This window comes from Roseibium sp. SCP15 (assembly GCF_040329435.1).
GTDB lineage: Bacteria > Pseudomonadota > Alphaproteobacteria > Rhizobiales > Stappiaceae > Roseibium.
This window is the reverse complement of record NZ_JBDZYI010000001.1, coordinates 81,653-107,065: the sequence shown is the minus strand read 5'-3', so window position 1 is coordinate 107,065 and position 25,413 is coordinate 81,653. Positions and strand designations below refer to the sequence as shown.

At 56.3% G+C, this 25,413-nt stretch carries 24 protein-coding genes; 10 read left to right on the top strand and 14 right to left on the bottom strand.

Annotated elements, in window-relative coordinates; translation table 11 throughout:
* Positions 1-6: 6 nt before the first annotated feature.
* The 4 genes from ABLO27_RS00510 (at position 7) to ABLO27_RS00495 (ending at position 4,298) form a co-directional block, all read left to right on the top strand.
* Complete coding sequence (locus ABLO27_RS00510) at positions 7-960, top strand: LysR family transcriptional regulator (RefSeq protein WP_353029825.1); 954 nt, start codon at positions 7-9, stop codon at positions 958-960.
* A gap of 133 nt (positions 961-1,093) precedes the next feature.
* Entirely contained in the window at positions 1,094-1,261 is a 168-nt protein-coding gene (locus tag ABLO27_RS00505; protein ID WP_353029824.1) for a hypothetical protein, read from the top strand.
* A gap of 145 nt (positions 1,262-1,406) precedes the next feature.
* A complete protein-coding gene (locus tag ABLO27_RS00500; RefSeq protein ID WP_353029823.1) occupies positions 1,407-2,765 on the top strand; it encodes an MFS transporter in 1,359 nt (452 codons plus the stop codon).
* A gap of 171 nt (positions 2,766-2,936) precedes the next feature.
* Positions 2,937-4,298, top strand: a complete 1,362-nt coding sequence (locus ABLO27_RS00495) for a DHA2 family efflux MFS transporter permease subunit (RefSeq protein ID WP_353029822.1) — start codon at positions 2,937-2,939, stop codon at positions 4,296-4,298.
* Positions 4,299-4,306: 8 nt separating this feature from the next.
* On the opposite strand, the gene ABLO27_RS00490 is transcribed toward ABLO27_RS00495, so the two are convergent.
* Entirely contained in the window at positions 4,307-5,818 is a 1,512-nt protein-coding gene (locus ABLO27_RS00490; protein ID WP_353029821.1) for a malonate--CoA ligase, read from the bottom strand.
* A 251-nt stretch (positions 5,819-6,069) separates the two neighbouring features.
* Between ABLO27_RS00490 and trhA the strand changes: the two genes are divergently transcribed.
* A complete protein-coding gene (trhA, locus tag ABLO27_RS00485) occupies positions 6,070-6,723 on the top strand; it encodes a PAQR family membrane homeostasis protein TrhA (RefSeq protein ID WP_353029820.1) in 654 nt (217 codons plus the stop codon).
* A gap of 11 nt (positions 6,724-6,734) precedes the next feature.
* On the opposite strand, the gene ABLO27_RS00480 is transcribed toward trhA, so the two are convergent.
* Both ABLO27_RS00480 and ABLO27_RS00475 read right to left on the bottom strand, forming a co-directional pair.
* Complete coding sequence (locus tag ABLO27_RS00480; RefSeq protein ID WP_353029819.1) at positions 6,735-7,268, bottom strand: hypothetical protein; 534 nt, start codon at positions 7,266-7,268, stop codon at positions 6,735-6,737.
* 78 nt (positions 7,269-7,346) lie between these two features.
* Positions 7,347-8,078 (bottom strand): L,D-transpeptidase, encoded by a 732-nt coding sequence (locus tag ABLO27_RS00475; protein ID WP_353029818.1) that lies wholly within the window; start codon positions 8,076-8,078, stop codon positions 7,347-7,349.
* Between the two features lie 160 nt (positions 8,079-8,238).
* Here ABLO27_RS00475 and ABLO27_RS00470 point away from each other — a divergent pair, with 160 nt between their 5' ends.
* Together ABLO27_RS00470 and ABLO27_RS00465 are read left to right on the top strand one after the other, a co-directional pair.
* Positions 8,239-9,306 carry a dipeptidase gene (locus ABLO27_RS00470; RefSeq protein WP_353029817.1) on the top strand — a complete coding sequence of 356 codons (1,068 nt, stop codon included), beginning with the start codon at positions 8,239-8,241 and terminating at the stop codon, positions 9,304-9,306.
* 390 nt (positions 9,307-9,696) lie between these two features.
* Entirely contained in the window at positions 9,697-10,464 is a 768-nt protein-coding gene (locus ABLO27_RS00465) for a GntR family transcriptional regulator (protein ID WP_353029816.1), read from the top strand.
* Positions 10,465-10,488: 24 nt separating this feature from the next.
* On the opposite strand, the gene ABLO27_RS00460 is transcribed toward ABLO27_RS00465, so the two are convergent.
* From ABLO27_RS00460 to ABLO27_RS00440, 5 genes are all read right to left on the bottom strand, one after another.
* The gene (locus tag ABLO27_RS00460; RefSeq protein ID WP_417714731.1) at positions 10,489-12,114 is read right to left on the bottom strand and encodes an ABC transporter ATP-binding protein; all 1,626 of its coding nucleotides are present in this window, start codon (positions 12,112-12,114) and stop codon (positions 10,489-10,491) included.
* A 10-nt stretch (positions 12,115-12,124) separates the two neighbouring features.
* A complete protein-coding gene (locus tag ABLO27_RS00455; RefSeq protein WP_353029815.1) occupies positions 12,125-13,249 on the bottom strand; it encodes an ABC transporter permease subunit in 1,125 nt (374 codons plus the stop codon).
* Positions 13,250-13,262: 13 nt separating this feature from the next.
* Positions 13,263-14,186 (bottom strand): oligopeptide ABC transporter permease OppB, encoded by a 924-nt coding sequence (oppB, locus tag ABLO27_RS00450; protein ID WP_353029814.1) that lies wholly within the window; start codon positions 14,184-14,186, stop codon positions 13,263-13,265.
* A gap of 91 nt (positions 14,187-14,277) precedes the next feature.
* Positions 14,278-15,864, bottom strand: a complete 1,587-nt coding sequence (locus ABLO27_RS00445; protein ID WP_353029813.1) for a peptide ABC transporter substrate-binding protein — start codon at positions 15,862-15,864, stop codon at positions 14,278-14,280.
* 222 nt (positions 15,865-16,086) lie between these two features.
* The gene (locus tag ABLO27_RS00440; RefSeq protein ID WP_353029812.1) at positions 16,087-16,632 is read right to left on the bottom strand and encodes a BA14K family protein; all 546 of its coding nucleotides are present in this window, start codon (positions 16,630-16,632) and stop codon (positions 16,087-16,089) included.
* Between the two features lie 204 nt (positions 16,633-16,836).
* Here ABLO27_RS00440 and ABLO27_RS00435 point away from each other — a divergent pair, with 204 nt between their 5' ends.
* Complete coding sequence (locus tag ABLO27_RS00435; RefSeq protein ID WP_353029811.1) at positions 16,837-18,648, top strand: ABC-F family ATP-binding cassette domain-containing protein; 1,812 nt, start codon at positions 16,837-16,839, stop codon at positions 18,646-18,648.
* 117 nt (positions 18,649-18,765) lie between these two features.
* Here the strand turns inward: ABLO27_RS00435 and ABLO27_RS00430 are convergent, their stop codons facing one another.
* From ABLO27_RS00430 to ABLO27_RS00410, 5 genes are all read right to left on the bottom strand, one after another.
* Complete coding sequence (locus ABLO27_RS00430) at positions 18,766-19,437, bottom strand: hypothetical protein (RefSeq protein WP_353029810.1); 672 nt, start codon at positions 19,435-19,437, stop codon at positions 18,766-18,768.
* A gap of 105 nt (positions 19,438-19,542) precedes the next feature.
* Positions 19,543-20,127: a GNAT family N-acetyltransferase gene (locus ABLO27_RS00425; RefSeq protein ID WP_353029809.1), complete on the bottom strand. Its 585-nt coding sequence runs from the start codon at positions 20,125-20,127 to the stop codon at positions 19,543-19,545.
* Positions 20,124-20,681 (bottom strand): helix-turn-helix domain-containing protein, encoded by a 558-nt coding sequence (locus ABLO27_RS00420; RefSeq protein WP_353029808.1) that lies wholly within the window; start codon positions 20,679-20,681, stop codon positions 20,124-20,126. The genes ABLO27_RS00425 and ABLO27_RS00420 overlap by 4 nt, the downstream gene beginning before the upstream one ends.
* A 77-nt stretch (positions 20,682-20,758) precedes the next feature.
* Entirely contained in the window at positions 20,759-22,021 is a 1,263-nt protein-coding gene (fabF, locus tag ABLO27_RS00415) for a beta-ketoacyl-ACP synthase II (protein WP_353029807.1), read from the bottom strand.
* A gap of 100 nt (positions 22,022-22,121) precedes the next feature.
* The gene (locus ABLO27_RS00410) at positions 22,122-22,538 is read right to left on the bottom strand and encodes a MarR family winged helix-turn-helix transcriptional regulator (RefSeq protein ID WP_353029806.1); all 417 of its coding nucleotides are present in this window, start codon (positions 22,536-22,538) and stop codon (positions 22,122-22,124) included.
* Positions 22,539-22,679: 141 nt separating this feature from the next.
* Between ABLO27_RS00410 and ABLO27_RS00405 the strand changes: the two genes are divergently transcribed.
* Positions 22,680-23,243 carry an HdeD family acid-resistance protein gene (locus ABLO27_RS00405; protein ID WP_353029805.1) on the top strand — a complete coding sequence of 188 codons (564 nt, stop codon included), beginning with the start codon at positions 22,680-22,682 and terminating at the stop codon, positions 23,241-23,243.
* A 277-nt stretch (positions 23,244-23,520) separates the two neighbouring features.
* Positions 23,521-24,639, top strand: coding sequence for a TauD/TfdA family dioxygenase (locus tag ABLO27_RS00400; RefSeq protein ID WP_353029804.1), 1,119 nt, complete (start codon positions 23,521-23,523; stop codon positions 24,637-24,639).
* A 75-nt stretch (positions 24,640-24,714) separates the two neighbouring features.
* Here ABLO27_RS00400 and ABLO27_RS00395 read toward each other — a convergent pair whose 3' ends face one another.
* On the bottom strand, positions 24,715-25,413 hold the full coding sequence (locus ABLO27_RS00395; RefSeq protein WP_353029803.1) for a pseudouridine synthase: 699 nt from the start codon (positions 25,411-25,413) through the stop codon (positions 24,715-24,717).

The window sequence follows — 25,413 nt, the reverse complement described above, 5'->3', positions numbered from 1 at the left end:
ACACACATGATCCCGAAACTAGCCGTTCATCACCTCACGCTTCTGTCGGCCCTGGCGGAAACCGGCAGCATGACTTCCTCAGCCTTGCGCCTTGGCGTTACCCAGTCGGCTGCTTCTCATCGTCTGCGGGAAGCAGAAAGAAGAATTGGTCTTCCGCTGGTACAACGCGCCGATACGGGCCTGGAGCTGACCCTCGAAGGGGAACGTTTGCGCCGTCTCGGTGAGACTTTCCTCGCCGAGCTCTTTCGCCTGGAACAGGAACTGGAAGCTTCGACCCGCGAAGCTCGTGTACTTGTTCGGCTCGGCCAGGCAACCTACAGCCGATACCACTGGTTTCCGGCTTTTCTCGATTACCTGGAAACGGCAGATTCAGCTCTTGCGGTCGATTTGTCCGGACGAGCGACAGCCCACCCTCTCGCAGCGCTTCTGGACGGGTCTGTCGATGTCTCGCTTGTTTTTGGCCGGGAGCCCGCGCTCTCGAAGTTTCGCTCGATCAAGTTGGGATCTCATCCGGTCGTGGCTGTTCTTTCGAAGAACCACCCTCTTGCGAACGAACCGGTCGTCAACAGTCTGAACATGGGAGAGGAACGCTTCTTCACCTACCCCCTGACCGCGGAACCCGGCTTCGACTGGACCACCTTGCTTGGAGAACCGACAGTGCCCTTCAGGCGCTTGACGCCTATGCCGACACCTGAAGCCGTGATCGATCTCGTACGGGCCAGTTTCGGTGTCACGCTGTTCAGCAAATGGGCCATTGAACCTGAGCTTGCCGACGGAACACTTGTCGCCAGACCAATCAGCGAAGAAGGGGTTTCCCTCGACTGGTGGTGTGTCAGACGCGCGTCCGACCCGGAAGACAGTCCCGCCGCACGCCTTGCCACCGCGCTTTCCTCCTGGAGCAGACAAACGGACACAGCGCTTTCAACTCTGGCTTTCGGGACACAGACCTCAAGTCTTTGAAGAAACTCGCGAGAATTGCGTATTCTGCGGTAACACACAGTCGAATTTTGAGATCGAAACATCAAAGCCGAGGGAGAAGTCGGGCAATTGGTGATCTCCGAGACAAAAAAGGCAGCGGGGCCTGGTTCTTGTCATGACTGCTCGTCTTCTCGGTGGTACGCTCGGCGTGACTTTGGGCAGCCTAATGTTGGCAATGGGAGCCGAATCCAGCCGGTTGATTTGTGCGATGGCAGCCATAGTCGCCGCTTGCTGTGCATATGCTGCTGTTGCGCGGGAAAAGGAGGCCGAAGCGCGAGCATAATATGCCGACCTGACGCGTTCGGCACGTTGAAATTGATTAGAAGTTATCCTTTAGGAAGTGCGCAGAAACTTCGAGCTGAGCAATTTTATGTCAGGATTTCAGCCTCATGTCCGGTTCTCTTTCTCCGCCGTCCGGGAAACGTAACTTGTTTGCACTTTCCGAGCGCGCGCGGAAGCGCGGACTTATTCTGGCAATGGGATGCTTCGGCGGTCTTGTGAACCTTGATGAAACGGTCCTCGGAGTGTCCCTATTCACCATCAGGCATGACTTGGGATTGTCTTTGACGACAACCCACTGGATCGTGAATTCCTACCTGCTCGCCTTTACCTGTTTTGCCGCGATTGGTGGCAAGGCTCTGGATTTATTCGGTTTGAGACCGGCGCTTGTCGTTACTTGTTCCGTCTTTGCTATCTCGTGCGTCGTGGCGGGATTTTCCAACGACGCCGCGATGCTGATCTCGATGCGCACTATTCAGGGCCTATGCGCCGCCATCCTGTTTCCCATGGCGCTGACGGCTACGACGCTCACTTTCAACGAGGAAGAACGCGGGCGGGCTATCGGCACCCTTGTCGGCATGGTAACTGTCTTTTTGGCCCTTGGTCCGCTTGTCGGCGGAGTTCTGACCCAGTTCCTCTCATGGCGGTGGGTATTCTGGATTAATGTCCCAATTGTACTGGCAAGCGGACTGATCGCCTTCCTGCTCTGGAGAGAGCCCGACCGGGAAGTCAAGCAACCCAAAATCGATCTGATCGGACTTGTTCTTTTGGTCGTCGGCCTCACCTCGTTCATATTTGGGTTGGTTGAGGGACCAGATCTCGGTTGGAGCTCGCCCACTGTCTTCGGAACAATTTTATGCGGCGTTATCGGTCTCGCGGCCTTTGCAGTCTTTGAACTCAGGCACCGCGAACCGTTGATAGATGTTCGGCTGTTCCGCTTGATGCCATTTCACACAGGTGCTCTCATCTACATTTTGACCCAGATGAGCAAGATGATTGTCGTAATCTATGTTCCTCGCTTTCTGCAAATGGAGCTGTCGTACTCGGCACTCTGGGCAGGCATGGGAACGTTGTTCGCCGTCTTTCCATTTCCGTTCCTCTCTGCCCGCGCCGGAAGTTTCGCCGACAAACATGGGCCTCGCATCCCCGTCGTGGTTTCCATGGCGGTCCTCGCTATCGCCAATCTCGCTATCGCGGGGGCCGTGATCCTCAAGAGTATCTGGATACTTGTTCCAGCTCTTCTTTTGTGGGGGATCGCGCTTCCCTACGCCATGGTTCCGGCAGGCCTTGTTTCGACCAGCTCGGTTCCAAGTCAAAAGCAGGGGGAGGTCAGCGGGCTGGTCATCACCGCCCGCCTTCTCGGCAGCACGCTCGGCATGGTGATGAGCGGCTTGCTGGTGGCCATCGGGGCGGGCTTTGAATCCGTTTTCGTGGTGCCCGCCATCCTGGTTGCCTTTTGCTCTGCGTACGGGATGGTCGCGCTGAAGAAGAAAGGCCCGATCGACTGACAACTACGAAACGACGCGAATTCACAAGTGTTCTCTCTCCGCCCCCTATCGACGCCGGTGTTCAGGGTTCGACTACGGATGTTTTTTCAAACCTCAGAAACATCTATGCTTTTGTCGTGCAAGTACCCTATGCTGCAAGTTGTGAAACAGGGCTGACGATGGGGGAAGTTGATGCTTGCACTTTCCGAAAAAGATCGGAAACGAGGTCTCGTTCTTGCGGTCGGCGGGCTCGGCGGACTGGTCATGCTGGACGAGACCATCCTTGGCGTCTCACTTCCGGCGATCCGCTCCGAGTTCGGCATGTCTGCCACGACTGCCCATTGGATCATCAATTCATACATGCTCGCATTCACCTGCTTTGCCGCAATCGGAGGTAAGGCGATCGATCTGTTCGGTCTTCGCCCTGCGATGATCGTCAGCTGTTCGGTGTTTGCTGCCGCAAGCCTCTTGGCCGGGCTGGCTGACAACACTGCGATGTTGATCGCGATGCGCGTCGTCCAGGGTCTTTGCGCCGCGATCATGTTTCCCATGACACTGGCTGCGGCGACGCTCACTTTCGATCAGGAAGAGCGCGGCCGGGCGATTGGCATTCTTGCCGGCATGGCCACGATTTTTCTGGCGATCGGGCCGATGCTCGGCGGTATTCTGACGGACTTCCTGTCATGGCGTTGGGTGTTCTGGATTAACATTCCCATCGTGGTAGCCGGTGGTGTCTTTGCCTGCCTGCTCTGGAAAAAGCCGGAGAAGGAACTGAAACGTCCGGTCATCGACCGCATCGGTCTGGTGCTGCTGCTGATCGGCATGACATCGCTCATATTCGGACTGATGGAAGGCCCGGATTTCGGCTGGGCTTCACCGGCGATCCTCGGCACGCTCGTTGTCGGCATTGTGGGGCTTACAGTTTTTGTCGGCTATGAGGCGAGACAAAGCAAACCGCTGATCGATGTCAGGCTTTTCAAGCTCAAGCCTTTTCACGCAAGCGCTCTGGTCATTCTGCTGTCCCAGATGAGCAAGATCATCGTGGCGATTTTCATACCGCACTTTCTTCAACTCGAGATGGGGTTCTCAGCTCTTTGGGCGGGCATAGGCACGGCCGTTGGTGTTCTGCCCTTCCCCTTCCTTGCGGCATTTGCCGGCAGATACGCGGATAAGGCCGGCGCGCGCAAGCCTGTACTGGTTTCCATGGCATTGCTGGCGTTGAGCTGCGGTTTGATTGCAGCCACGCTGGTTTTCAAAAACTACTGGCTGCTTGCACCGATGCTGTTCCTTTGGGGCGCGACACTGCCCTATTCGATGATCCCGACAGGACGAATTACCGTCAACGCGGTACCGCTTGAAAAGCAGGGAGAAGTCAGCGGGCTGATCATAACCTGCCGTCTGGTCGGCGGAACCCTGGGCGTGACGCTTGGCAGTGTTCTGCTTGCAATGCACACCAGTTTCTCGTCCATTTTCTGGACGCTGGCCGTCATGATCGCAGCTTGTTTCGCCTATTGTCTGGTTGCTCTGGATAAAGATGCCCCGGCGTCGTCCTGATCCAGATTTCAGGCAAAATCCTTCTGATACCTCTCCCTGAGCACGTTCTTCTGGATCTTGCCCATGGTGTTTCGGGGCAAGGCGTCCAGCACATGGAACTTCTTCGGCTGCTTGAACTTGGCGAGCTGGTTGGTAAGGGAAGCCCGAATTGCGTCGTCACTCAGTGTCTCGCCCGGCTTTGCAGCAAGCACCGCTATGACGCCTTCGCCGAAGTCCGGGTGCGGCACGCCGATAACGGCACTTTCCGCAACCCCTTCGAAACTGTCCAACACCGCTTCCACTTCAGCGGGATAGACATTGAAGCCACCGGAAATGATCAGATCTTTCGCGCGTCCGACAATCGAGATGTAACCACCTTCATCAACCCGCCCCATGTCGCCGGTGATGAAATAGCCGTCGACACGGAATTCCTGCGCCGTTTTTGCGGGCATTCTCCAATACCCCTGGAATACATTCGGCCCCTTGACCTCAATGATGCCGACCTCTCCCGGCGATACCTCGCGGCCGGTCTTTTCATCAACGATGCGCAATCCGACACCCGGCAACGGAAATCCAACGCTGCCCGGGCGACGTTCCCCATCATATGGGTTGGAGGTGTTCATGCTCGTCTCGGTCATGCCATAGCGCTCGATGATCGAATGGCCGGTTCGCTGCGCAAACTCCTTGTGCACTTCGGCCGACAGCGGGGCCGAACCGGAAATGAACACGCGCATATGCCGTACCAGATCACGGGTAAAGGCGTCCGAACCGAGCAGTCTGGTGTAGAACGTCGGCACGCCCATCATGGCAGTGGCTTTCGGCAACAGTTCAAGCACTTGCTCAAGATCGAACTTCGGCAAGAACAACAAGGAGCCCCCTGCCATCATCAGGCAGTTGGTCGCCACGAACAGTCCATGAGCATGGAAGATCGGCATGGCATGCAAAAGCACGTCGTCTTCGGTGAACCGCCAGACCTTCTTCATGGTCAGTGAATTGGAAACCAGGTTTTCATGGCTGAGCATTGCTCCCTTGGACCGGCCTGTTGTTCCTGAAGTGTACAGAATTGCGGCGAGGTTCTCGCCATCCCTCGGCCTTGTATCGAAACTGGTCGGCATGCTGTCTGCGAGGGTGCTCAAGCTCCCTCTTCCTTCAGCATCAAGCGTGTGAAGCTTCACCCCTTCTTTTTGCGCAATACCGGCCAGGGCATCCGCGTTGACGGGGTCACAAACGAACAGTGCAGGTTCCGCATCTGATATGAAGAAACTCATTTCAGATGGCGTGTACGCGGAATTCAGAGGGACGAACACTGCTCCAGCCCGGATGACACCGAGGTAAAGCATCAGGGCATCGGATGATTTCTCTACCTGGACCGCAACCCTGTCGTCCGGCTTGATCCCAAGTTTCACCAGTGCACCAGCATATTGCGATGAACGGGCAAGCATCTCCTTGTACGTTAGGACAGAGCCATCCGGGTTCTTCAGAAAGTCTTTTTCAAGATCGGGAATGAAAGCTGTCAAAGTGTCGAAGAGATGGTTGCTCATGAAGGAATTCCAGATTGCGGGTGTAAATCAGGCGAAAAATTCCAAGTTGAAATTTTAAAGCAACTTTGGGCAATTTGAGCAAGATCAGGAAAAACGCTGACCCTCCTATTACTACTTTAGAATAACTCTCCGTCATTCATTCCGAACTCTTTTGTTTGCTTGTCTGTTCACCAATGCTTCAAACCGGAAACCATTTCGTGACTCGCCTTGCTGCAGGCGCCGTGTCACACTTTCCATGAAGGAGTTAGAGAATGACCACGATCAGGCCTCCGACCTTGGCGGAATTCATTGCAGATGGCGCGATTCACATCATCGGAATTTGCCTCGGGCTGACGGCGACGATCATATTGGCTGTAACTCTATGGAATGCCGGCGATCCCGCGCGCCAGGTCACCGTCATGATCTACGCGGCCTGCCTGATGACCATGCTGGTCTGCTCCGCGCTCTACAACATGTTCGCCAAAGACCACAAAGCCGGTATTCTTCGGCGGTTGGACCACGCCGCGATTTTCCTGATGATCGCAGGGACCTATACCCCACTGGCAGCAATCATTGTCGGCGGCTGGACAGGCGGTGTCCTGCTGGCCGTGGTCTGGACTGGAGCGCTTGCCGGAGCCCTCATGAAGCTGGCCCATTTGAAAGGCTTGGAAAGACTATCTGTCCCGATCTATCTCGGGCTCGGCTGGGTCGTGGTGTTTGCGGCCAAACCACTGATCGAAAAAGCATCCACCTTCGGTTTCTACATGATCCTCGCAGGGGGATTGCTTTATACGATCGGTACATTGTTTTACGCTTGGAAGCGCCTGCCTTTCCAGAATGCGATCTGGCATGCATTCGTGCTTGCCGCAGCGGTCTGCCATTTTGGCGCGGTGTTCTACGATGTCGCTCTGGTCACCACCCTCTGAGCCGGCCTGCCTCAGGTCGTCGGGCTTTTGACGCCATTCAGCTGGTCTTCCGTTTCCGGGGGAACGCCTGTGCTGTCAGCAAAGCGGGACAGCCAGTTGAACCAGGACATGACAAAGATGGCGCGTGTGGCCTGATTGTAGCCACCATAGTGTTGCACCAGATCTTCCACGGAAGCGGGTGACAGCTCAGTCTGCCGCGCCATCTCATCACACATTTCACAAAGCCGTCGATGCCAGGGGTCCAAGCCTTCCAGATCATCTGAAAGAACTGCCTCAACCAGACCTGCCGGAAAAGAATAGACCGCCTTGTGAAAACCGATCTCGTAAGGCGAGTTGTTGGCCCGTGCCGTGCGAAACAACATGATTTCCCGATCAAGAGCAGGAAACCAGTCGTCTTTGAAAATGGCTGAAACGCTTTGATAGATTTCCGGCGCGATGCCGGTGCGCGCCAGCATGCGCACCATGTTCAGATTCGGTAACTTGCTTATGAACGCCAGCGTGCGCTCATCCAGTTCATTGTCCTCTGGAACCGGTATTCTGCTCATGGGGCGTCTCCAGCGCTATTCAGGAAAAGTTGCAGCTCAGTGAGTTTGAGCTGCACCAACCCCGAATTGCAACCGGAATCACGCTGCCTGGTTGGGATCTTCGCTGAGCACGATAACCTTGGTCCGAAGTGGAACCCGGTTGAACAGATCAATCACATCCTGCTGCCACATACGGATACAGCCGGATGAGACGCTCTTGCCGATGGAAGACGGCTTGTTGGTTCCATGGATCCGAAACAGGGTATCTGTCGAACCCTGCCACAGATCCATTGCCCGCGCCCCGAGCGGATTTTTCAGCCCCGGCGGATAACCTTTTTCCCAATACCGTTCCAGAGAAGGTTTGCGTGCGATCATTTCCCGTGGAGGGCGCCAGATCGGGTGTTCGCGCTTCACGCGGATCAGTGCTTCGCCTGACCAGGCAAAGCCGGCGCGCCCAACGCCGATGCCGTACCGCAGCGCCTTGTTGTTGCCGAGCGTCCAGTAGAGGAAATTGTTGTAGGGATCGACGACGATCGTACCCGGCCGTTCCCTGGTCTTGTAGTCGACCACCTGACGCCAGTATTGCTCATCGAAACTTTTGTAGTTGATCGCCGGCCAGGTGTAATCGCCATCTGGCAGCGCGGCGTAGGCAGACGCGTAATCAAATTCTTCATCAGGCAACTCGGCCTGGTCCGGCAAACCGACAACCGTTTGACATCCGGCCAGGGCACCAGCGGCAATCATGATCCCGCCTGCAAGAAATGTGCGCCGGCCAAGCAGCCCGGCGTCCGGCGAGGATGGCTGGTCGTTCAACGAATCTTGGCGCTTCATAGGACCTCCCAAATTGGAAGCCCCTTCTTGAGCCAGCTTTTTAACACTTGCAAGTCACATTCGGCCAAAGTGCCTTACATTCTTCAAAACAACCACTAGATTGGGGAAACTTGAGGCATCCTGCCATCCTGTCCCGTGATTCTTCTTTCAAGGAAATTCCGTGTCCGACGCCAACGTAAAATCCCCCTTTCCCGTTTTTGATGGTCACAACGATACGCTGCTGAAGCTTGAAATCGACGAACTCAAAGGGACGAAGCGCAGCTTTTTCGACCGGTCGGAAACCGGACACCTTGATCTCGTCCGCGCCCAGGAAGCAGGGTTTGCGGGTGGCCTTTTTGCAATGTTCGTTCCTTCCAATCCGGACCAGGACTTCAGCAAGCCCTTCGACCCGAAGGACCCGGCCAACTATCAGGAAGTCGCCCAGAAGCAGGCCATGGACTTCACCTACCGGTTGCTCGAAAGGGCCGAGCAAATCGAAGCAGAAGCAGATGGAGAGGTTGTCATCTGCCGGTCTGCGGAAGAGAACAGGTCCGCCATCGAGGCTGGGAAGATGGCCGTCAGCCTTCACATCGAGGGGGCCGAAGCAATAGACACCGAGTTTTATGCTCTTGAAGACTTCTACAATCGGGGTTTGCGTTCGCTTGGGTTGGTCTGGAGCCGCGAAAATGCCTTCGGCTATGGTGTTCCCATGGCCCATCCGGCCTCTCCCGACATTGGCCCCGGACTAACGGGTGCCGGCCGGGACCTCGTCAGAGCTTGCAACAAGCTCGGTGTTCTGCTGGACGTTTCTCATCTGAACGAAAAAGGTTTTTGGGATCTCGCTCGGATCACCGACCGGCCGATTATTGCCAGCCATTCAAACGTACATTCCATTTGCCCGAGCAGCCGCAACCTCACCGATAAGCAGCTGGATGCGATCAAGGAAAGCGACGGTCTGGTCGGGATCAACTTTCACGTCCCGTTCCTGCGACCTGACGGCGCCTATGCTCGGGACACCCACCTGAACATCATCGCGGATCACGCGGCTTACCTGACGGACCGGCTCGGCGAAGATGGTGTTGCGCTTGGCTCCGATTTTGACGGCTGCATTGTCCCGAATGACCTCAGCGACGTCACCGGCCTCTCGCGCTTGCTTGAAGTTCTCGATGCAAGGGGCTTCAGCGAAACGGTCATCGAAAAAATCGCCTACAAGAACTGGATTTCGGCGCTGGAGAAAGCGGCAGCCTGAACCTCGGCCTCTTGGTCGCAACAATCCCAAGGACCACCTCGTCAAGTGGACCTCGCACGTTTGTGACTGAATCTTACACTTTTGCGATTGCAATTGCGCATGCGGCGCGGAACAATGAATCCATTGTTATTTATTGCAGCCGTCCGTGTATCCATTCGGCGCTCTGTCGGGCCACCGTATTTTGTATTTCGCGGCTTTGAGACGTGTCATTGACAGAGAAAAAGACCGGACCGATGGTTGCAACTCATTGGTGAGCCCCATCGTCCCTTCCCTCCGCCCTGGCAAGGCCGGATGGTGTGGAAAGCGGAAACGTGAGCGGATCGTTCGTTTTCTGATGGCAGTCATGTTGGGTAAAACCAGTCGAACTCAATGCCAGCAGGAGGCAGTGCCGTGAATGGACAATTCGCTGAAGACACAGATCTCCAAGCCAAATCTGCAACTGGCCGCAAAAGGGCCCGCAAATCCGACGCGGTCTATCAGGATCTGAAAAGAAAGATCCTCACGGGGGAATTCAATTCCGAAAGCCCGATCACCGAGCAGTCGCTGGCGCAGGACTACAATTGCTCTCAAGGCACAGTCCGTGAAGCCTTGATGCTGCTCCAGGAATTCGGCCTGGTTGTTCGCCGCGGATATCAGGGCACCTTCGTCACCGATCCAAGCATTGTGGAAGCCATGCTGATGTTGAAACTCCGTATCGACATCGAGGCGACCGGGGTCACGGAGGCAGCCCAAAACATCACCTCCAGGCAACTGGAGGAACTAAAGGATCTTGACCGTCAGTTTGAGGAATGCCGGTTACGAAGAGATGTTTTCGGCTGCGCGGAGCTGGATCGCAACCTCCACCTGAAGCTGTTCAAGATTGCACAAATGCCCACCCTGGAACCGGTCCTCATCAGAACCACCATGGTGCTGCAAAGGGTCATGCTTCCCACTCCAAGGTCGGAAGCGGCCTGGCAAAGACGCAATGTCACGCCGCACCAGGCGATTCTGGAAGCACTGGAAAAAGGCAAGGTGCAGGACGCAAAGGACGCGGTAAAAGCTCACATTCTCTCCAGCGCTGTGGTTCTTGCCCCTCATTTCTACGGGAAGGATCTGGAGCAATTGCAGAAGAATTACGAAAAAGAGCCCGCCCAGATTGTCGCTCTGGCCGGGCTCTGAAATTCTCTGACTTCCGGAAAATGCCTAGGCTGTTTCCATCATCTGTTGCTGCGTCAGCATCGCCGCTCCGATCAGCTCCTTGGTGTAGTCGCATTTCGGAGATTCGAAGATAGCATCGGCTGTTCCCGCCTCAACCACCTTTCCTCGCTGCATCACCATTACCGTGTCGGACAGTGCCCGAACAACAGCAAGGTCATGGCTGATGAACAGGTAAGTCAGGTCATGCGCCTTCTGGAGATCGCGCAGAAGCTCTACCACCTGCTTCTGGATGGTACGGTCCAGAGCCGATGTCGGCTCGTCCAGCACAACCAGCTCGGGCTTCAGAACCATGGTCCGGGCAATCGCGATACGCTGACGCTGACCACCCGAAAACTCGTGCGGATAGCGGTTGCGCATGACGGGATCGAGCGACACTTCTTCCAGCGCCTGGCAGGCCCGCTGGTCCCGATCCTTCGCCGTCAGTGACGGTTCATGGACCAACAACCCTTCGGAGATGATCTGACCGACGGTCATGCGCGGGCTCAAGGAACCGAACGGATCCTGGAAGATCAACTGCATGTCCTTGCGCAGGGCGCGCATCTGCTTGCGGTCTTTTCCCGAGATCTGCTGCCCCTGGAACACCACCCGGCCACCTGCAGGCAACAGGTTCAATACCGCCCTCCCGAGCGTGGACTTGCCCGAACCGCTCTCGCCCACGATGCCGAGGGTCTGACCTCGGCGGAGCGAGAAACTGATGTCGTCGACGGCACGAAGAACATGTCTTGGTTTCAGAAAGCCTGAATCCAGTTCGAACTCGACTTCCACTTTCTGGGCTTCCAGAAGCACAGGTGCCGTGTCCGGTACCTGCGGCTTGTGTCCAGTCGGTTCGGCGTCCAGAAGCATCTTCGTATAAGGATGCTCAGGCTGGTTGAAGATCTTCTTGGTTTCGCCGCTTTCCACGACTTCGCCGGTCTTCATGACGTAGACTCGGTCGGAGATGCGGCGAACGATACCCAGATCATGGGTGATGAAAATCACCGCCATCCCGAGACGTTTCTGCAGATCGCGCAACAGGTCGAGAATCTGGGCCTGTGTCGTCACATCCAGAGCAGTCGTCGGTTCGTCCGCGATGAGGACGTCCGGATCATTGGCGAGCGCCATGGCGATCATCACGCGCTGACGCTGTCCACCCGACATTTCATACGGATAGGCTTTGATCTTGCGCTCCGGCTCGGGAATATTCACGAGTTTCAGTAGTTCGAGCGCCTTTGCCGTTGCCGCTTTCCAGGACAGACCGCCATGCACGACCATGGGTTCCGCCAGCTGGCGGCCGATTGTGTAGAGCGGGTCCAGCGATGTCATCGGTTCCTGGAAGATCATAGTGATCTTCGCACCGCGCACATCGTTGAGCTTCCTTATCGGAAGACCAAGGATATTCCGGTCTTCATAGACGACTTCCCCTTGAGTGCGGCCGTTGGAAGCCAGAAGCCCCATCGCGGCCATCATCGTCTGGCTCTTGCCAGAGCCGCTTTCGCCGACAATAGCGACGGTTTCACCCGCTTCGACGTGAATGTTGACACCACGCACGGCGTTCACCGTGCCTGTTGCGGTCTCGAAATCGACCTTCAGATCCTTGATGGAGAGGACCGTCTTGTCTGTTGTACTGGTCATGGTCATCTCCTTACCGGTCTTTCGGATCCAGGGCATCGCGCAATCCGTCGCCGATGAAGTTCAAGGCGAACAGGGTCGATGTCAGGAAGATCGACGGGAAGATGAGCATCCAGGCTGCTCCCTGAAGGTTACGCGCACCTTCGGAGATCAGAACGCCCCAGCTAGTCATCGGTTCCTGAATGCCTAGCCCAAGGAAGGACAGGAAGCTTTCCAGCAAGATGACCTTCGGCACCAGCAGCGTCATGTAAACGACAACAGGTCCGAGTGTGTTCGGAATGATGTGCCGGCGTACGATGCCGCCATCTTCCACACCCATTGCCTCGGCTGCCTGGACATATTCCTGACGTTTGATCGTCAGGGTCTGACCGCGCACGATACGGGCCATATCCAGCCATTCCACCGCACCGACGGCAATGAACATCAGAATGAAGTTCCTGCCGAAGAACACGACGAGCATGATGACGAAGAAGATGAACGGCAGCGAATAGAGAATATCGACGACACGCATCATCATCTGGTCGACACGGCCGCCGAGATAGCCGGAGGTCGCCCCGTAGAGCACGCCGATAGAAATCGCCACGACCGTTGCAAGCAGACCGATTGTCAGGGAGACGCGCCCGGCAATGAAGGTCCGGGTCATCATGTCACGACCGTTGGCATCCGTACCGAAATAGAAATGCATGTAGTTGATGTTGGCCCGGATGGTGGCCGACTTGTTGTCTTCGGAGAAGTCCGTAACCTGCGCATCTCTGAACAGATCGCTCCGGTCGAAATACCGCGAGGTACGCGGGTCGATTTCACGCCGCGACGTGACGCTGGCTACAATCGTGTCGCCATCGCGTTCATAGCTGTCCACGGTCAGGCGCGCACGCTTGGCCACAGACATGAAGCCCGGTTCGACCTGTTCCGGTCTCGGATAAGCTTCCAGGCTCGCCGGAACCTTCACATAGTCACGGTAGACCGTGTCGAACTGATGTGGCGACAGGATCGGTCCGAAGATCGAGATCAGCGCGATGGCCGCAAGGACGAACATGCTGGCAACGGCTGCACGGTTCGCCAACAGCCGATCGCGTGCATCGTCCCAAAGAGACCGCCCTTTTGCAGGCACTTCGTTGTTTGTTGCTGTAATTGTCATGTCAGTGCCCTCCTCAATCGTAGCGCACGCGCGGATCGAGCAGCGCATAGAGCAGATCCACGAGGAGGTTGAACAGGATAACGAAGCAGGCAACGACCACGACCGTACCCATCACCAGCGTGTAGTCACGGTTGAGGGCGCCCTGTACGAAGTAGCGGCCGATGCCGGGAATACCGAAGATGGTTTCGATCACGACGGAACCTGTCAGCAATGCCGCGGCTGCCGGACCGAGATAGGAAACCACAGGCAGGATAGCGCCTCTGAGCGCGTGCACCACGACAACCATGTAGCTGGTCAGACCATATGCCCGTGCAGTTCGCACGTGGTTGGATCGCAGAGCTTCGATCATCGATCCGCGTGTCAATCGAGCCACGACGGCCACCTGGGGCAGCGCCAGGGTGACAACCGGCAGGATAACGTTGACGAATGCACCGCCGTTCCAGCCACCAACCGGCAACCAGCCGAGCCAGACGCCGAGTATCAACGTCAAGATCGGTGCAACAACGAAATTGGGAATGGTCACCCCGAGCGTTGCAGCAGCCATGATGGTGTAATCGGCCGGACGGTTCTGGCGAAGCGCGGCGGAGACACCCAGAATTCCACCGACGACCAAAGCCAGGCACAGCGCAGACAGACCGAGCTGCATGGAGATCGGCAAGCTTTGCGCGAACAACTCGTTGATGGTGAAGTCTCGGAAGTAGAAGCTCGGGCCGAAGTCCAGCTGCGCGATGCTCTTCAGGTAGAGCAGGTACTGGTTCCAGAGCGGCTCGTCGAGATGGTAGATCTTGTTCAGATTCTCCATCACCTTGGCTTCAAGTGGACGTTCAAGATCAAACGGACCGCCTGGTGCGATCCGGATCAGGAAGAACGAAATTGTAACGATCAGAAAGAGGGTCGGGATTGCGCTGAGCAATCGACCGAGCACATAGCGGTGCATAGGCTTTGCCCCTGTTGTTTTGCCGGTGGTCTTTGGTTGCCACCTTGCAAAAGACCGGCAGGGAATTCCCTGCCGGTCCTGGTGTTATCGATTATTCGGAGATGCTTATGAAGCGGGTCGGATGAACATTGAGGAGGTTGTCCTCAAATCCGGCAACCTTGTCGGAAACCAGGTTCATGGAGCCGTAGTACATCAGCGGGATGAACGGCAGGTCACGCATGAACATTTCTTCCGCCTTCTTCAGGATCTCGGCACGCTTCTCCAGGTCAATGGTAGCTGCGGCTTCGTCCATAAGCGCGTCATACTCCGGGTTCTCGTAACGAGCGTAGTTGAAACCGGTGTTGTCGCTTTCGACCATGAACAGGAAGTTCTGCGGGTCGGAATAGTCACCAATCCAGCCGGCACGTGCGACGTCGAAGTCCTGACGGTCACGCAGCATGGCGTAGTGGGTCTTGGTGTCTGTGTTGAGCATGGAAACTTCAACGCCAAGCGGCTTCCACATGTCGGCAATTGCAACTGCCGTGTTCTTGTGGTTTTCGGAGGTGTTGTAGTTGATGGTCAACTTCAGCGGGTTGGACTCGCTGAACCCAGCTTTTTCAAGCATCTCGATCGCTTTTTCTTCGCGGTCGATCTGGGACATGTCCTTGTAGTCGGCAAATGCCGGCTCACCGTAGTTACCGATTCCCGGTGGTACGAAAGAGTAGCCCGCAACCATCGTGGAGCCCCAGATTTCGTCTGCAAGGAACTCACGGTCAATCGCCATGGACAGAGCCTGACGAACTTCCGGGTTGCTCAGAGCTTCATCTTCATGGTTCAGAGCGTAATAGTAGGTGCCCAGATACGGAGCGACGCGGAACTGATCGCCCAGGCTTTCCTTCATGAAGGCAACCTGCTCGGTCGGAGCATCGTTGTTTGTGTGCAGTTCACCAGCCTGGAAACGGCGGAGCGCGGCGCCACGGTCTTCTGTCGGATAGAAGAAGACTGTGTCGACATTGACGTTGGCAGCGTCGTGGAAGTTCGGGTTCTTGGTCGCCTTGACGTGCGCATTCGGAACGAACTCGGCCAGGGTATATGCACCGTTGGTGACGATGTTCTCCGGCTTCACAAAGTCGGAACCGTGTGCTTCGACAGTCGCCGGGTGAACCGGCAGACCGGTCTGGTGCGTCAGCTGTTCAATGAAATAAGGAGTCGGAGCTTCGAGCGTGATTTCCAGCGTGTGATCATCAACCGCCTTCACACCCATTTCTTCCGGCTTCAGATCGCCTTTGTTGACTTTCTCGGCGTTCTTGATCGGATAAAGAATGTTTGCGTATTTGGCACCGGTTTCAGGTGTCATGATACGCTGCAGCGAGTAAACGAAGTCACCTGCCACAACCGGGTCACCGTTGGACCACTTGGCGTCGTCACGCAGCTTGAACGTGTAAACGGTACCGTCGTCGGAAATTGTCCAGCTTTCAGCAACACCCGGAATGACCTTGCCGTCGGCACCATAAGCAACCAGACCTTCATACAGGTCGCGCAGAATATGTGCTTCGTAGGTCGTTGATGTCTTGTGCTGGTCCAGCGTTTCCGGATCAGCGGAGTTGCCGCGATGGTAAACCACCTCTGCAACTGCGGTAAGTGATGTAGCAGCCATTAGAGCAGCCGCAAGCGCTGTTACACGCATGGACTTGAACATATCGCTCTCCCCTCGTGGGTTATTGTTGAAGCTTAAGAAACGATGGCGCACAAGATTCCACGCTCTTTGCGCGCAATCAAGCATCCCCCAACGACACATTTCGACCTTTGTTGCAAAAAGGCGATGTTTTTGCGCATTTTTCGACAATCCAGGAAAAATTTTCCGCTCATTTACTGCGTAATCAAAAATTCTGGTGCTCAGGTGAGAAATTATATTTCAAACCTAGCGGCAAAATCGATACTTTCCGCTATAGGCCAGATATGTCCCCGTATTGGGGTTAAACGATTTGAACTTATGGGAGCAGTAAGCCACCCATTGGGGCGTGAACGGAGCCAGCCCGTTTTTAGTATAAGGCACACGTTGCGGTTGTCCAACATATCTGCGCGGGGCGACATAGCGCGGCGGCGCGACGTAACGTGGCGGGTTCACGTATACCCTGGAGCGAGGGTAGATGCGCGAGCGATAGGGATACGCGCGCCGGTCATAGGGATGGTAATAGTAAGGAGGTCCGTAAGGACGGTACGGGGGGCCGTAGAATCCGAGTGGTCCGTAGAAGAACGAGCCGCGATATCCGCGATAGCCGCCTGTGCCAAATGCAAAGCCGACGCCACTGCCGCCGAAGTAGACGGCATCCGCCTTGACTTGCGAGGTCCCGGACACGACCGCAAGGCCGGTGCCGGCAGCTAACAGAGACGCTGCCAAGGTACAGGATTTCAATATCTTCCGCAGGCTTCCGAAACCGGTACAGCCTCTGCTGAGTTCAAACATCGCGCCTTCTCCTACCGCCCATCCGGGTGGCATCAGGTGATCGGCCCTGTCCACTTTCTCAGATCTTATCTCAATTCTCCCGGAAAATCTCGGTGCGGCAATTCAAAATTGCGCGTGTTCCTCCGAACCTGCTTGCGCGGCAGGGGGCCTACCAGTAAACCGAACGCCGATCCGAAACTTTGATCTAGCGCATCATAGGCACACATGGCCCCGCCCCTGCTGACACTCCGTGATATCCATCTGACTTTTGGCGGCACGCCGCTTTTGACCGGTGCTGAGCTTTCAGTCTCCGAAGGCGACCGTCTTTGTCTGGTCGGGCGCAATGGTTCCGGCAAGTCCACGCTGCTGAAAATAGCTGCCGGGCAGATTGAAATGGACAAGGGTGAAAGGTTCTTTCAACCAGGGCGCACGGTACGCTATCTGCCTCAGGACCCGGATCTTTCCGCCTATTCATCCACGCTCGACTACGTCAATGAAGGTTTGACGGAAGGAGACGATCCCTATCGCGGTGCGTACTTGCTGGAAGTGCTCGGGCTCAGCGGCAAGGAAGATCCCAATGCGCTGTCGGGTGGTGAGGCACGCCGGGCTGCCCTTGCCCGCACGCTCGCACCGGAGCCCGACATCCTGCTTCTGGACGAACCGACAAACCACCTGGATCTTCCGGCGATCGAGTGGCTGGAAGAAGAGCTCAAGAGCCTCAAATCCGCACTTGTTCTGATATCGCACGACCGCCGTTTCCTGGAAAACCTGTCACGCGCGACCGCCTGGATCGATCGGGGCGTATCCAGACGTATGGACAAGGGTTTCGCACATTTCGAGGCCTGGCGAGACGAGGTCTTTGAACAGGAAGAGATCGACCAGCAGAAACTGGCGCAGAAAATCAAACGCGAAGAACACTGGATGACCTACGGCGTCACCGCACGCCGGAAACGCAACATGCGCCGTGTTCGCGAGCTGGCGGAACTCAGAAAGCAGAAGCGAGAGCACCGGGGACCGCAAGGGTCCGCCAAGCTGAGCGCGACCGAGGCTGAAGTTTCCGGAAAGCTCGTCATCGAAGCCAAGGGCATTTCCAAGACCTATGGCGAGCGCGGCATCGTCAAGGATTTCTCCACTCGCATCCAGCGTGGAGACCGCATCGGTTTCGTCGGCCCGAATGGCGCCGGCAAGACAACACTGCTCAAGATGCTGACCGGCGAACTGGCCTCGGACACTGGCACCACCCGGCTTGGCACCAATCTGGAGATTGTCACGCTTGACCAGAAGCGTGAAAATCTCGATCTGAATGACAGCCTGGCCAGCACCCTGACCGGTGGACGGGGCGACATGGTCGTCATCGGAACCGAGACCAAGCACGTGATGTCCTACATGAAGGACTTCCTGTTCTCTCCCGAACAGGCACGAACTCCCGTTGGAGCCTTGTCAGGGGGCGAACGCGCCCGTGCCATGCTTGCCCGCGCGCTTGCAAACAAGTCCAACATGTTGGTGCTCGACGAACCGACAAACGACCTGGATCTGGAAACGCTCGACCTCCTGCAGGAGCTGCTTGCCGATTACCCGGGCACGGCGCTGATCGTTTCGCACGACCGCGACTTCCTTGATCGGGTCGCGACTTCCGTCATTGTTTCGGAAGGCGACGGCCTCTGGCGCGAATATGCCGGTGGCTACACCGACATGCTGGCACAGCGCGGTGAAGGCGTCACGGCACGCAAGGTGGAAAAGCCCGCAACGGTGAAGAAGGAAAAGAGCTCTTCATCGAACGGCTCCGCCTCAAAGCCACAGCAAAAGTCCAAACTGACCTTCACCCAGCAGCATCTTCTCAAGACGCTGCCCGACACGATCGAGAAACTTGAAGCAAAGCTTGAAAAACTTCAGTCGGAAATGAACGATCCGGCACTTTACGCGAAGAACCCTGACAAATTTGCCAAGATCTCCCAGCAAATCACTGATCTGACAACGGAAAAGGATTCTGCAGAGGAACAGTGGTTGGAGTTGGAGATGTTGAACGAGGCGGGTTAGGCGCCTTATTCAAAACGTCTGATCAAACCCGGGAAAAGTTGCGCCAGCCACAAAATTCCCCAAGAACGTAACAACGCCAGGCCTCATTCTCAGATGAACGACGCCTGGCTTGCTGCCTCAATTGGCCGGGATGTAACTGATCGGCAGGCCGTTTTCGTCCTGGTTGACCATGTAATACTGGTTCTCGCCCGTATCCCAGACGAGAAACGCATCCTGGCCTTCCGGCTTGCTTTGCTCACCCCAGGGCGCCTGAATTGTCAGCGGAGCATCGGTTGGGTAGCCGATTGCCGAAACACGGATCATGTCGACCGGAACCGTTTTCAACGCGCCGACAAGGCCGTCGGCCCTGGCATCGTACATCGCCTTGACCTCGGGCAGCAGCCGCTCCATCAGCCGGCTGTTTTTGGCAGCGACTTCTTCCAGCGCCACCACCGAGTATTTGCCGTCAAAAGTTTCCTTGCCGATGATGTAGAAATCGGGTCCGTCCTTGCGCATTTGCAAGGCCACAATCGAGCCCTTGTTTGCGGCCACATAGGCATCGTCATACTTGGTCGCATCCGTGCTGCCCAGGACATCACGAATGGGTTCCGGAATATCCTGCAGCCTGTTACCGCTCAGCGTCCAACCCAGGATCGGCCTATCCTTGATGTAGGCTTCCTTTGCAGGTGAATGCTCTGAAACACGTGCTGCCAAGGTCTCCTGGTCCTGTACGTCTGCGGACAGAACAGGCGATGCCACCAACCCGAGCGCCATGATGGCTCCGGCCAGGCTTTTCGAAAATGTTCTCATTTGAAACCTCATGGGAATTCCCGCGAAGGAATTCGCGGGGTGAGCCGCTTGTTACCCTTGAAATGTAACAGAAAAATTTCCTTCACTCACTCAAAATGAGTGGGCTTACCCGGTTCTGAGATCCTTGTAGAAGACCGTAGTCGCGTCCAGAGACCCATGACTGCCATAAGCATAATCCGGAATGACACCGACCTTCCTGTAACCACATGTCGGATACAGGCTCTCGGCACGATCGCCTGTGACGGTGTCCAGAACCAGAAGCCAACGATCCAGAGAGAGCGCGAGCCCGTCGACAGCCGCCATTAGTTTGCGGGCAATGCCCTTTCGACGATGATGCGGATGCACCATCAACTTGGCGACCTCCGCCCGGTGCTGGCCGTTGTCCTGGAGTGCAAGAGCCAACATGACAACGCCCGTTATCTCCCCTTGTTCTCTGGCCACCATCATGAAGGCGTCACAATTTTCTATGCTCGGCAAGCGGCTGGCCCAGAATGCTTCCGCCTGCTCCTTTTCAAGAGGAAGAACGAAGCCGATACCGGCCCCGTCTTCGACACAGGCTCGCAGCAGGTTTCCGAGTTCCGGTATGATCTGCTGCAGGTCTTCCGGCTCACACAGAAAAACCGGAGGCTCGGGCCGAAAGCCCTTTGCGGCCCGGGATGTGAGTACCGCAGTCTCTTCAGTCTTGGTCATGGCGTGATCACCGTCAGGAGGTAGCGCGCCGGAGTGTTGCCGGTTGCCGAATAGCTGTTGGATGTTTCAAGTCGAAAGCGCAGCGCGTCCCCGGCGGTCAGGTCAAAGACGTCTTGCCCCAATGTGCAGCTCAGGTCACCTTCCAGCAGAACCAGATGATGCTCCAGGCCCGGCACAGGAGGCGCGGCGTAGGTAATCGTAGCCCCGGGTGGTAGAATGCCTTCAATCACGGTGCCGCGGTAACCGCTTGTCGCCGGTGTCAGCGACCTTCTCTGGAAGCCTGTTTCCGGGTCCTGCCAGATTGACTGACTGTCTCGCGGCAGATGCCGGTCGGTAACGACCGTGTCAGCACCGAACAGCTCTCCCATGGAAACACCGAAGGCGCTCGCCAGCCGACCAAGAACGGACGCCGTCGGGCTTGTGTCACCCCGCTCTATCCTGGAAAGCGTGGCCCGGCTGATTCCCGTTTTTTCGGCCAACTCTTCCAATGGCCAGTTACGAGCCCGGCGAAGGTCAACGAGCCGCCGGGCAAGGTCATGTTCAAGATCGGACATCACATAATCCCATTTATGAGAATATTCTCATATACGGGATTTTGCATTCTGCCAAGCTCTCTCGTTCTTGAATACCTCTATACTTTCGAGAACACCGCGCTGGCATTCACTCCGCCAAATCCGAAGCCGTTGGTCAGAATGTGGTCCACCTCACGGGCCATTGCCTTGCCGGGCACCAGCTCAAACCGGGCCATAGCCTCATCGGCAGCTTCGAGGTTTCGGGACGGTGGCAACAGTCCGCTCAACAAAGACTTCACGCAGACGATGGCTTCAACCGCGCCGGCAGCCCCGAGCAAATGTCCGAACATCGACTTGGAGGAAGAAACGGCAAGGTCCTTTCCCCTGCCCTCAAAAAGGGTGGTCAGAGCGGCGATCTCGGCGGCATCACCTACCGGTGTGGAAGTCGAATGCGCATTTACATACCCAATGTCTGAAGGCGCGAGATTCGAACTTGCCAGGGCCTGACGCATCGCTCGCAAGCCTCCTTCTCCATCGGGAGAAGAGGCCGTAACGTGATAGGCATCCGCACTCGTCCCATATCCACTCAATTCCGCCAGAATATTCGCACCGCGAGCTTTGGCATGTTCATAGCCTTCGAGGATCAATATGCCTGAGCCTTCCCCCATGATGAAGCCGTCGCGATCCTGATCGAATGGCCTCGAAGCATGGGCCGGATCGTCATTTCTTTTTGACGACATGGCCTTGGCCGCGCAGAAACCAGCGTAAGACACCTTGTCGATACAGGCCTCCGATCCACCGGCGACCATGACATCGGCCTCGCCGCCACGGATCAGACGCGCGGCATCGCCAATCGCCTGCAAGCTGGCAGCGCAAGCCGTGACAGGTGCACCCAGTGGACCTTTCAGGCCGTGCCGGATGGACACCTGTCCGGCGGCGAGATTGGCAAGAAACGAAGGCACCAAAAACGGAGATGCCCGGCGCGGGCCCTTTTCGTCAACCAGCCGGGTGCCGGCAGTCATGGCCGGGAAGCCGCCAACACCGGTTCCGATGATCGTTCCGGTGCGCTCCTTCTCCTTGTCGGTTTTTGGTTCCCATCCCGCATGTGCCAGGGCTTCCTGTACAGCCCCCATGGCGAAGTGGATGAAGCGGTCCGACCGTCGCTGCTCACGCGGCTCCATGACGGCATCCACATCAAACCCGTGCTCATCTTCCGCCTTGGTCGGCACTTCGCCGGCTATCTGACAGGCAAGGCCTTCAGGATCGAAATGACTGATTTTGCGGATACCGTTTTCACCCGCGGTAATCCTTTGCCAGAAAGCATCCAGACCGGTCCCGACCGGTGAAACCACACCCAGACCTGTTACTACGACACGCCGCATATCCTACCTCGCTCTGGCTCTTGTCCATTCGTGCGTTGAGCACATGGTGATGTTCAAACGTTCTTCCAAGTCCTTCACAAACTGATTCAATGTGTCGAACTCAAAGCTGCGAAAGCTTTTTCAAAGTATTGATTGTCTTTAGAAATTCGTCCTGACCCAAAATATCCCTGACGTCATTTTGTGCCTGACGCCAAAGCGGGATCGCCTCGTCCAGCAGCTTCTTTCCCTCGTCGCTCAGTTGGTAATTCTTGCCTCGACCGTCAGTGGATGACGAAGAGGTCACCAGCCCCTTGCGTTCCAGCAAGGCAATGTTTCGAACCAGCGTTGTCCGCTCCATGGAGAGCCTGTCCGCCAATCCGCCAGTCGTTTCATTCCGGGCCTGACGGATGGCGACGAGCACTGAAAACTGACCGGCTGTCATCCCGACCTTACGTGCCAACCGGTCATAGTGACGGCTGACAGCGCGCGCTGCCTTTCGGGCGTTGTCCAGGACACAAAGGGAAAAATCATCTTCCATGTCCTCTTGTGTGCATATACACACCAAAAGTCAAGACCGGGGATAATGGCGATCAATTTCACGGAAATGTCATCAGGAATTTGCGTTTTCCTGCAAAGCGGTTACCGTTGCAAAGAGCAACCGGAACGTGAGGAGATTCAAATGTCAGATGCGGTTCAGGCTGTGGAAGATATGAAAGCAAAGATCCAGGACAATTGGGGCTGGTTCCTGGCACTTGGCATAGCGCTTGTTATAGGCGGTATTATTCTGATTGCAGCCCCTCTGGCGACCTCTATTGCCGTTACGATTTTGATCGCAGCCGTGCTTTTTGTCGGCGGCCTTGTGCAGATTTACAATGCCTTCAAGACCCAGGGCACCTCGAGTTTTCTATGGAACCTGATCACCGGCATTATCGCGGTCATTGGCGGCGTAATCATCTATATCAATCCGCTTGCGGGAACCTTTGCTCTTACACTCGTCATCGCGGCCATTTTCGTCGCCCAAGGTGTGAGCCAGGTGTTGCTTGCGTTCAAGCTAAAGCCACATGAAGGCTGGGTCTGGGTGCTCATTGCCGGGCTTGTCTCGCTTGCCGCCGGTCTGATGATCTGGATGGACCTTCCGGGATCAGCCGCCTGGGCACTCGGGTTGATTGCCGGAGTATCCGTTCTGGTCAATGGCTGGAGCTACATTGCTATTGCACTGGCAGCTCGATCGGCAAAGGGCTGACGGTTCGTTCGCAAAATCAATTGTTTGAGATCTTTATGTTCACCCGGCAGAATCTCTCTTGCCGGGTGAATTATTTGATGTAATTTCATCGAAAATGTTCAACCGAAGGCAGAGCCTTCAAGACGGTTTCAAAGTGGATGCTCTCTGTCCTCGGGCGTAATCCCGGCAATCCGCATAACAAAGCCTACTGGTGGTGGCCGCCCCCCGCCAACCGTTGACGTGCGCGCCCTATCAGGCAGCGTTGAACACATCTCAAAACACATCAACGGACCAATAAATGACAACCGCATCCCTGCGCGGCGGTGACCGCGTGCTCCATGTTGCCTGGCCGGACGGAACCAGCGCCGAATTCCCTTTCATCTGGCTCAGAGACAATTGCCCGAGCGGCTTTCACCCGCAAACCCGGGAACGGCAGTTCGATCTCACCAGCATTCCTTTCGACATCTCGCTCACCGAAGCCGCTCTGGAAAATGGCGAAATCATCCTGACCTGGAACGGTGGCGATCATGTCAGCCGATACGATCCGGACTGGCTCTTCGACCACCGCCCCGGCATCGGCCTCGCCGACCCTGCCCGGGTGGAGCCGGTGCTCTGGCGGAGCGACTTTGAACCGGACAATCTTCCGCGCGCTGCGGCTGCTGACCTCATGACCAGTGACGACGCCTTGAGGGACTTTCTGGTCGCGAGCAAAAAGACCGGTCTGTCGATTGTCGATGGCATGGACAACGACAAGGATGCCGGCATGGAGATCGCCCGCCGTATCGGTTTCCTGCGGGAGACAAACTTCGGCACGACGTTCGAAGTGATGTCAAAGCCCAATCCGAACAACCTTGCCTACACCTCCCACGCGCTTCCGCTGCATACGGATCTGGCGAACCAGGAATTGCCTCCCGGGTTTCAGTTCCTGCACTGCCTCGCCAACGAGGCCGAGGGTGGCGGGTCGACATTCTGCGACGGTTTCGCTATCGCTTCCGACCTTCGCGCCGACGATCCGCATACTTTCGAACTGCTCTCAAAGACACCGGTTCCGTTCCGCTTCCATGACACCGACTATGACATCAGACGCCATCACACGGTGATCGATCTGGACCCGTTCGGACACTTGCAGGAATTGCACTTCAACGCACATCTTGCCGGAATCTTCGATCTGCCCGCTGACAAGATGGAGCCCTACTACCGGGCCTATCGAAAGATCATGGAAATGACGCGGTCCGAGAAATACGTGATGACGACGAGACTTGCGGGCGGCGAAATGGTGATCTTCGACAATCGCCGCGTCCTGCATGGCCGCGCTGCCTTCGACCCGAACACCGGCTTCCGTCACTTGCGCGGGTGTTACGTGGATCGCGGGGAATTCGACAGCCGCATCCGCGTCCTCAGCCGCACACCAAGGTAGCGTCAATCAATCATGGTTTCCAAACTCAACGCCCGGCAAATGCCGGGCGTTTTTTCTGCGCCCCAATGGAAAATTTCACTCGAAAATCTGTGCCTTGTCGCTCTCGGAAAGCACTTTCCATGCGCCTTCTTCAACGCCTTCCAGCCCGAGTGAGCCGATACGGCTGCGGGACAATTCGGTCACGTGGTTCCCGGTGGCAGCAAACATACGGCGAACCTGATGATATCGACCTTCGTGAAGTGTGAGACGGGCGTTTGTTTCGCCAAGCACTTCCAGCTCTGCGGGTTTTAGCGGCTTGTCTTCGCTCTCGAGCATCATTTCACCGGAAGCGAAAAGGTCTGCCTCATCCCCCTTCATGGGACGATCCAACACCACTTCGTACACCTTTGGCACGTTTGACTTCGGCGAGATCACCTTGTGCAAAAACGTGCCGTCATCGGTGAAGAGCAGTGCACCGGAGGTTTCCTTGTCCAGGCGACCGATCGTGGAAAGAGCCGGTTTGCGCATCCGGTACCGATCCGGCAGCAAGTCATAGACAAGGCGTCCCTGATCCTTTGTTGAACAGGTGTAACCGACCGGTTTGTTCATCAGAATGACGACGCCCCGTGCAGGATCAAGCGGTTCATCATCGAAGAGAATATCTTCGTGCGCTGTCTTGCTGTCAGCCTTCAGACGGTTACCTTCCCGATCAGTCACCCAACCGTTTCTGATCGCCATCTGGATTTCCTTGCGACTGCCATAGCCGAGATTTGCGATGAGTTTTACCAGTCGCAT

Coding starts and splice junctions, on each gene's coding strand:
- ABLO27_RS00510 (WP_353029825.1), top strand. CDS start 7: ATGATCCCGAAACTAGCCGTTCATCACCTCACGCTTCTGTCGGCCCTG.
- ABLO27_RS00505 (WP_353029824.1), top strand. CDS start 1,094: ATGACTGCTCGTCTTCTCGGTGGTACGCTCGGCGTGACTTTGGGCAGC.
- ABLO27_RS00495 (WP_353029822.1), top strand. CDS start 2,937: ATGCTTGCACTTTCCGAAAAAGATCGGAAACGAGGTCTCGTTCTTGCG.
- ABLO27_RS00490 (WP_353029821.1), bottom strand. CDS start 5,818: ATGAGCAACCATCTCTTCGACACTTTGACAGCTTTCATTCCCGATCTT.
- trhA (WP_353029820.1), top strand. CDS start 6,070: ATGACCACGATCAGGCCTCCGACCTTGGCGGAATTCATTGCAGATGGC.
- ABLO27_RS00480 (WP_353029819.1), bottom strand. CDS start 7,268: ATGAGCAGAATACCGGTTCCAGAGGACAATGAACTGGATGAGCGCACG.
- ABLO27_RS00475 (WP_353029818.1), bottom strand. CDS start 8,078: ATGAAGCGCCAAGATTCGTTGAACGACCAGCCATCCTCGCCGGACGCC.
- ABLO27_RS00460 (WP_417714731.1), bottom strand. CDS start 12,114: ATGACCAGTACAACAGACAAGACGGTCCTCTCCATCAAGGATCTGAAG.
- ABLO27_RS00455 (WP_353029815.1), bottom strand. CDS start 13,249: ATGACAATTACAGCAACAAACAACGAAGTGCCTGCAAAAGGGCGGTCT.
- oppB (WP_353029814.1), bottom strand. CDS start 14,186: ATGCACCGCTATGTGCTCGGTCGATTGCTCAGCGCAATCCCGACCCTC.
- ABLO27_RS00445 (WP_353029813.1), bottom strand. CDS start 15,864: ATGTTCAAGTCCATGCGTGTAACAGCGCTTGCGGCTGCTCTAATGGCT.
- ABLO27_RS00440 (WP_353029812.1), bottom strand. CDS start 16,632: ATGTTTGAACTCAGCAGAGGCTGTACCGGTTTCGGAAGCCTGCGGAAG.
- ABLO27_RS00435 (WP_353029811.1), top strand. CDS start 16,837: ATGGCCCCGCCCCTGCTGACACTCCGTGATATCCATCTGACTTTTGGC.
- ABLO27_RS00430 (WP_353029810.1), bottom strand. CDS start 19,437: ATGAGAACATTTTCGAAAAGCCTGGCCGGAGCCATCATGGCGCTCGGG.
- ABLO27_RS00425 (WP_353029809.1), bottom strand. CDS start 20,127: ATGACCAAGACTGAAGAGACTGCGGTACTCACATCCCGGGCCGCAAAG.
- ABLO27_RS00420 (WP_353029808.1), bottom strand. CDS start 20,681: ATGTCCGATCTTGAACATGACCTTGCCCGGCGGCTCGTTGACCTTCGC.
- fabF (WP_353029807.1), bottom strand. CDS start 22,021: ATGCGGCGTGTCGTAGTAACAGGTCTGGGTGTGGTTTCACCGGTCGGG.
- ABLO27_RS00410 (WP_353029806.1), bottom strand. CDS start 22,538: ATGGAAGATGATTTTTCCCTTTGTGTCCTGGACAACGCCCGAAAGGCA.
- ABLO27_RS00405 (WP_353029805.1), top strand. CDS start 22,680: ATGTCAGATGCGGTTCAGGCTGTGGAAGATATGAAAGCAAAGATCCAG.
- ABLO27_RS00400 (WP_353029804.1), top strand. CDS start 23,521: ATGACAACCGCATCCCTGCGCGGCGGTGACCGCGTGCTCCATGTTGCC.
- ABLO27_RS00395 (WP_353029803.1), bottom strand. CDS start 25,413: ATGCGACTGGTAAAACTCATCGCAAATCTCGGCTATGGCAGTCGCAAG.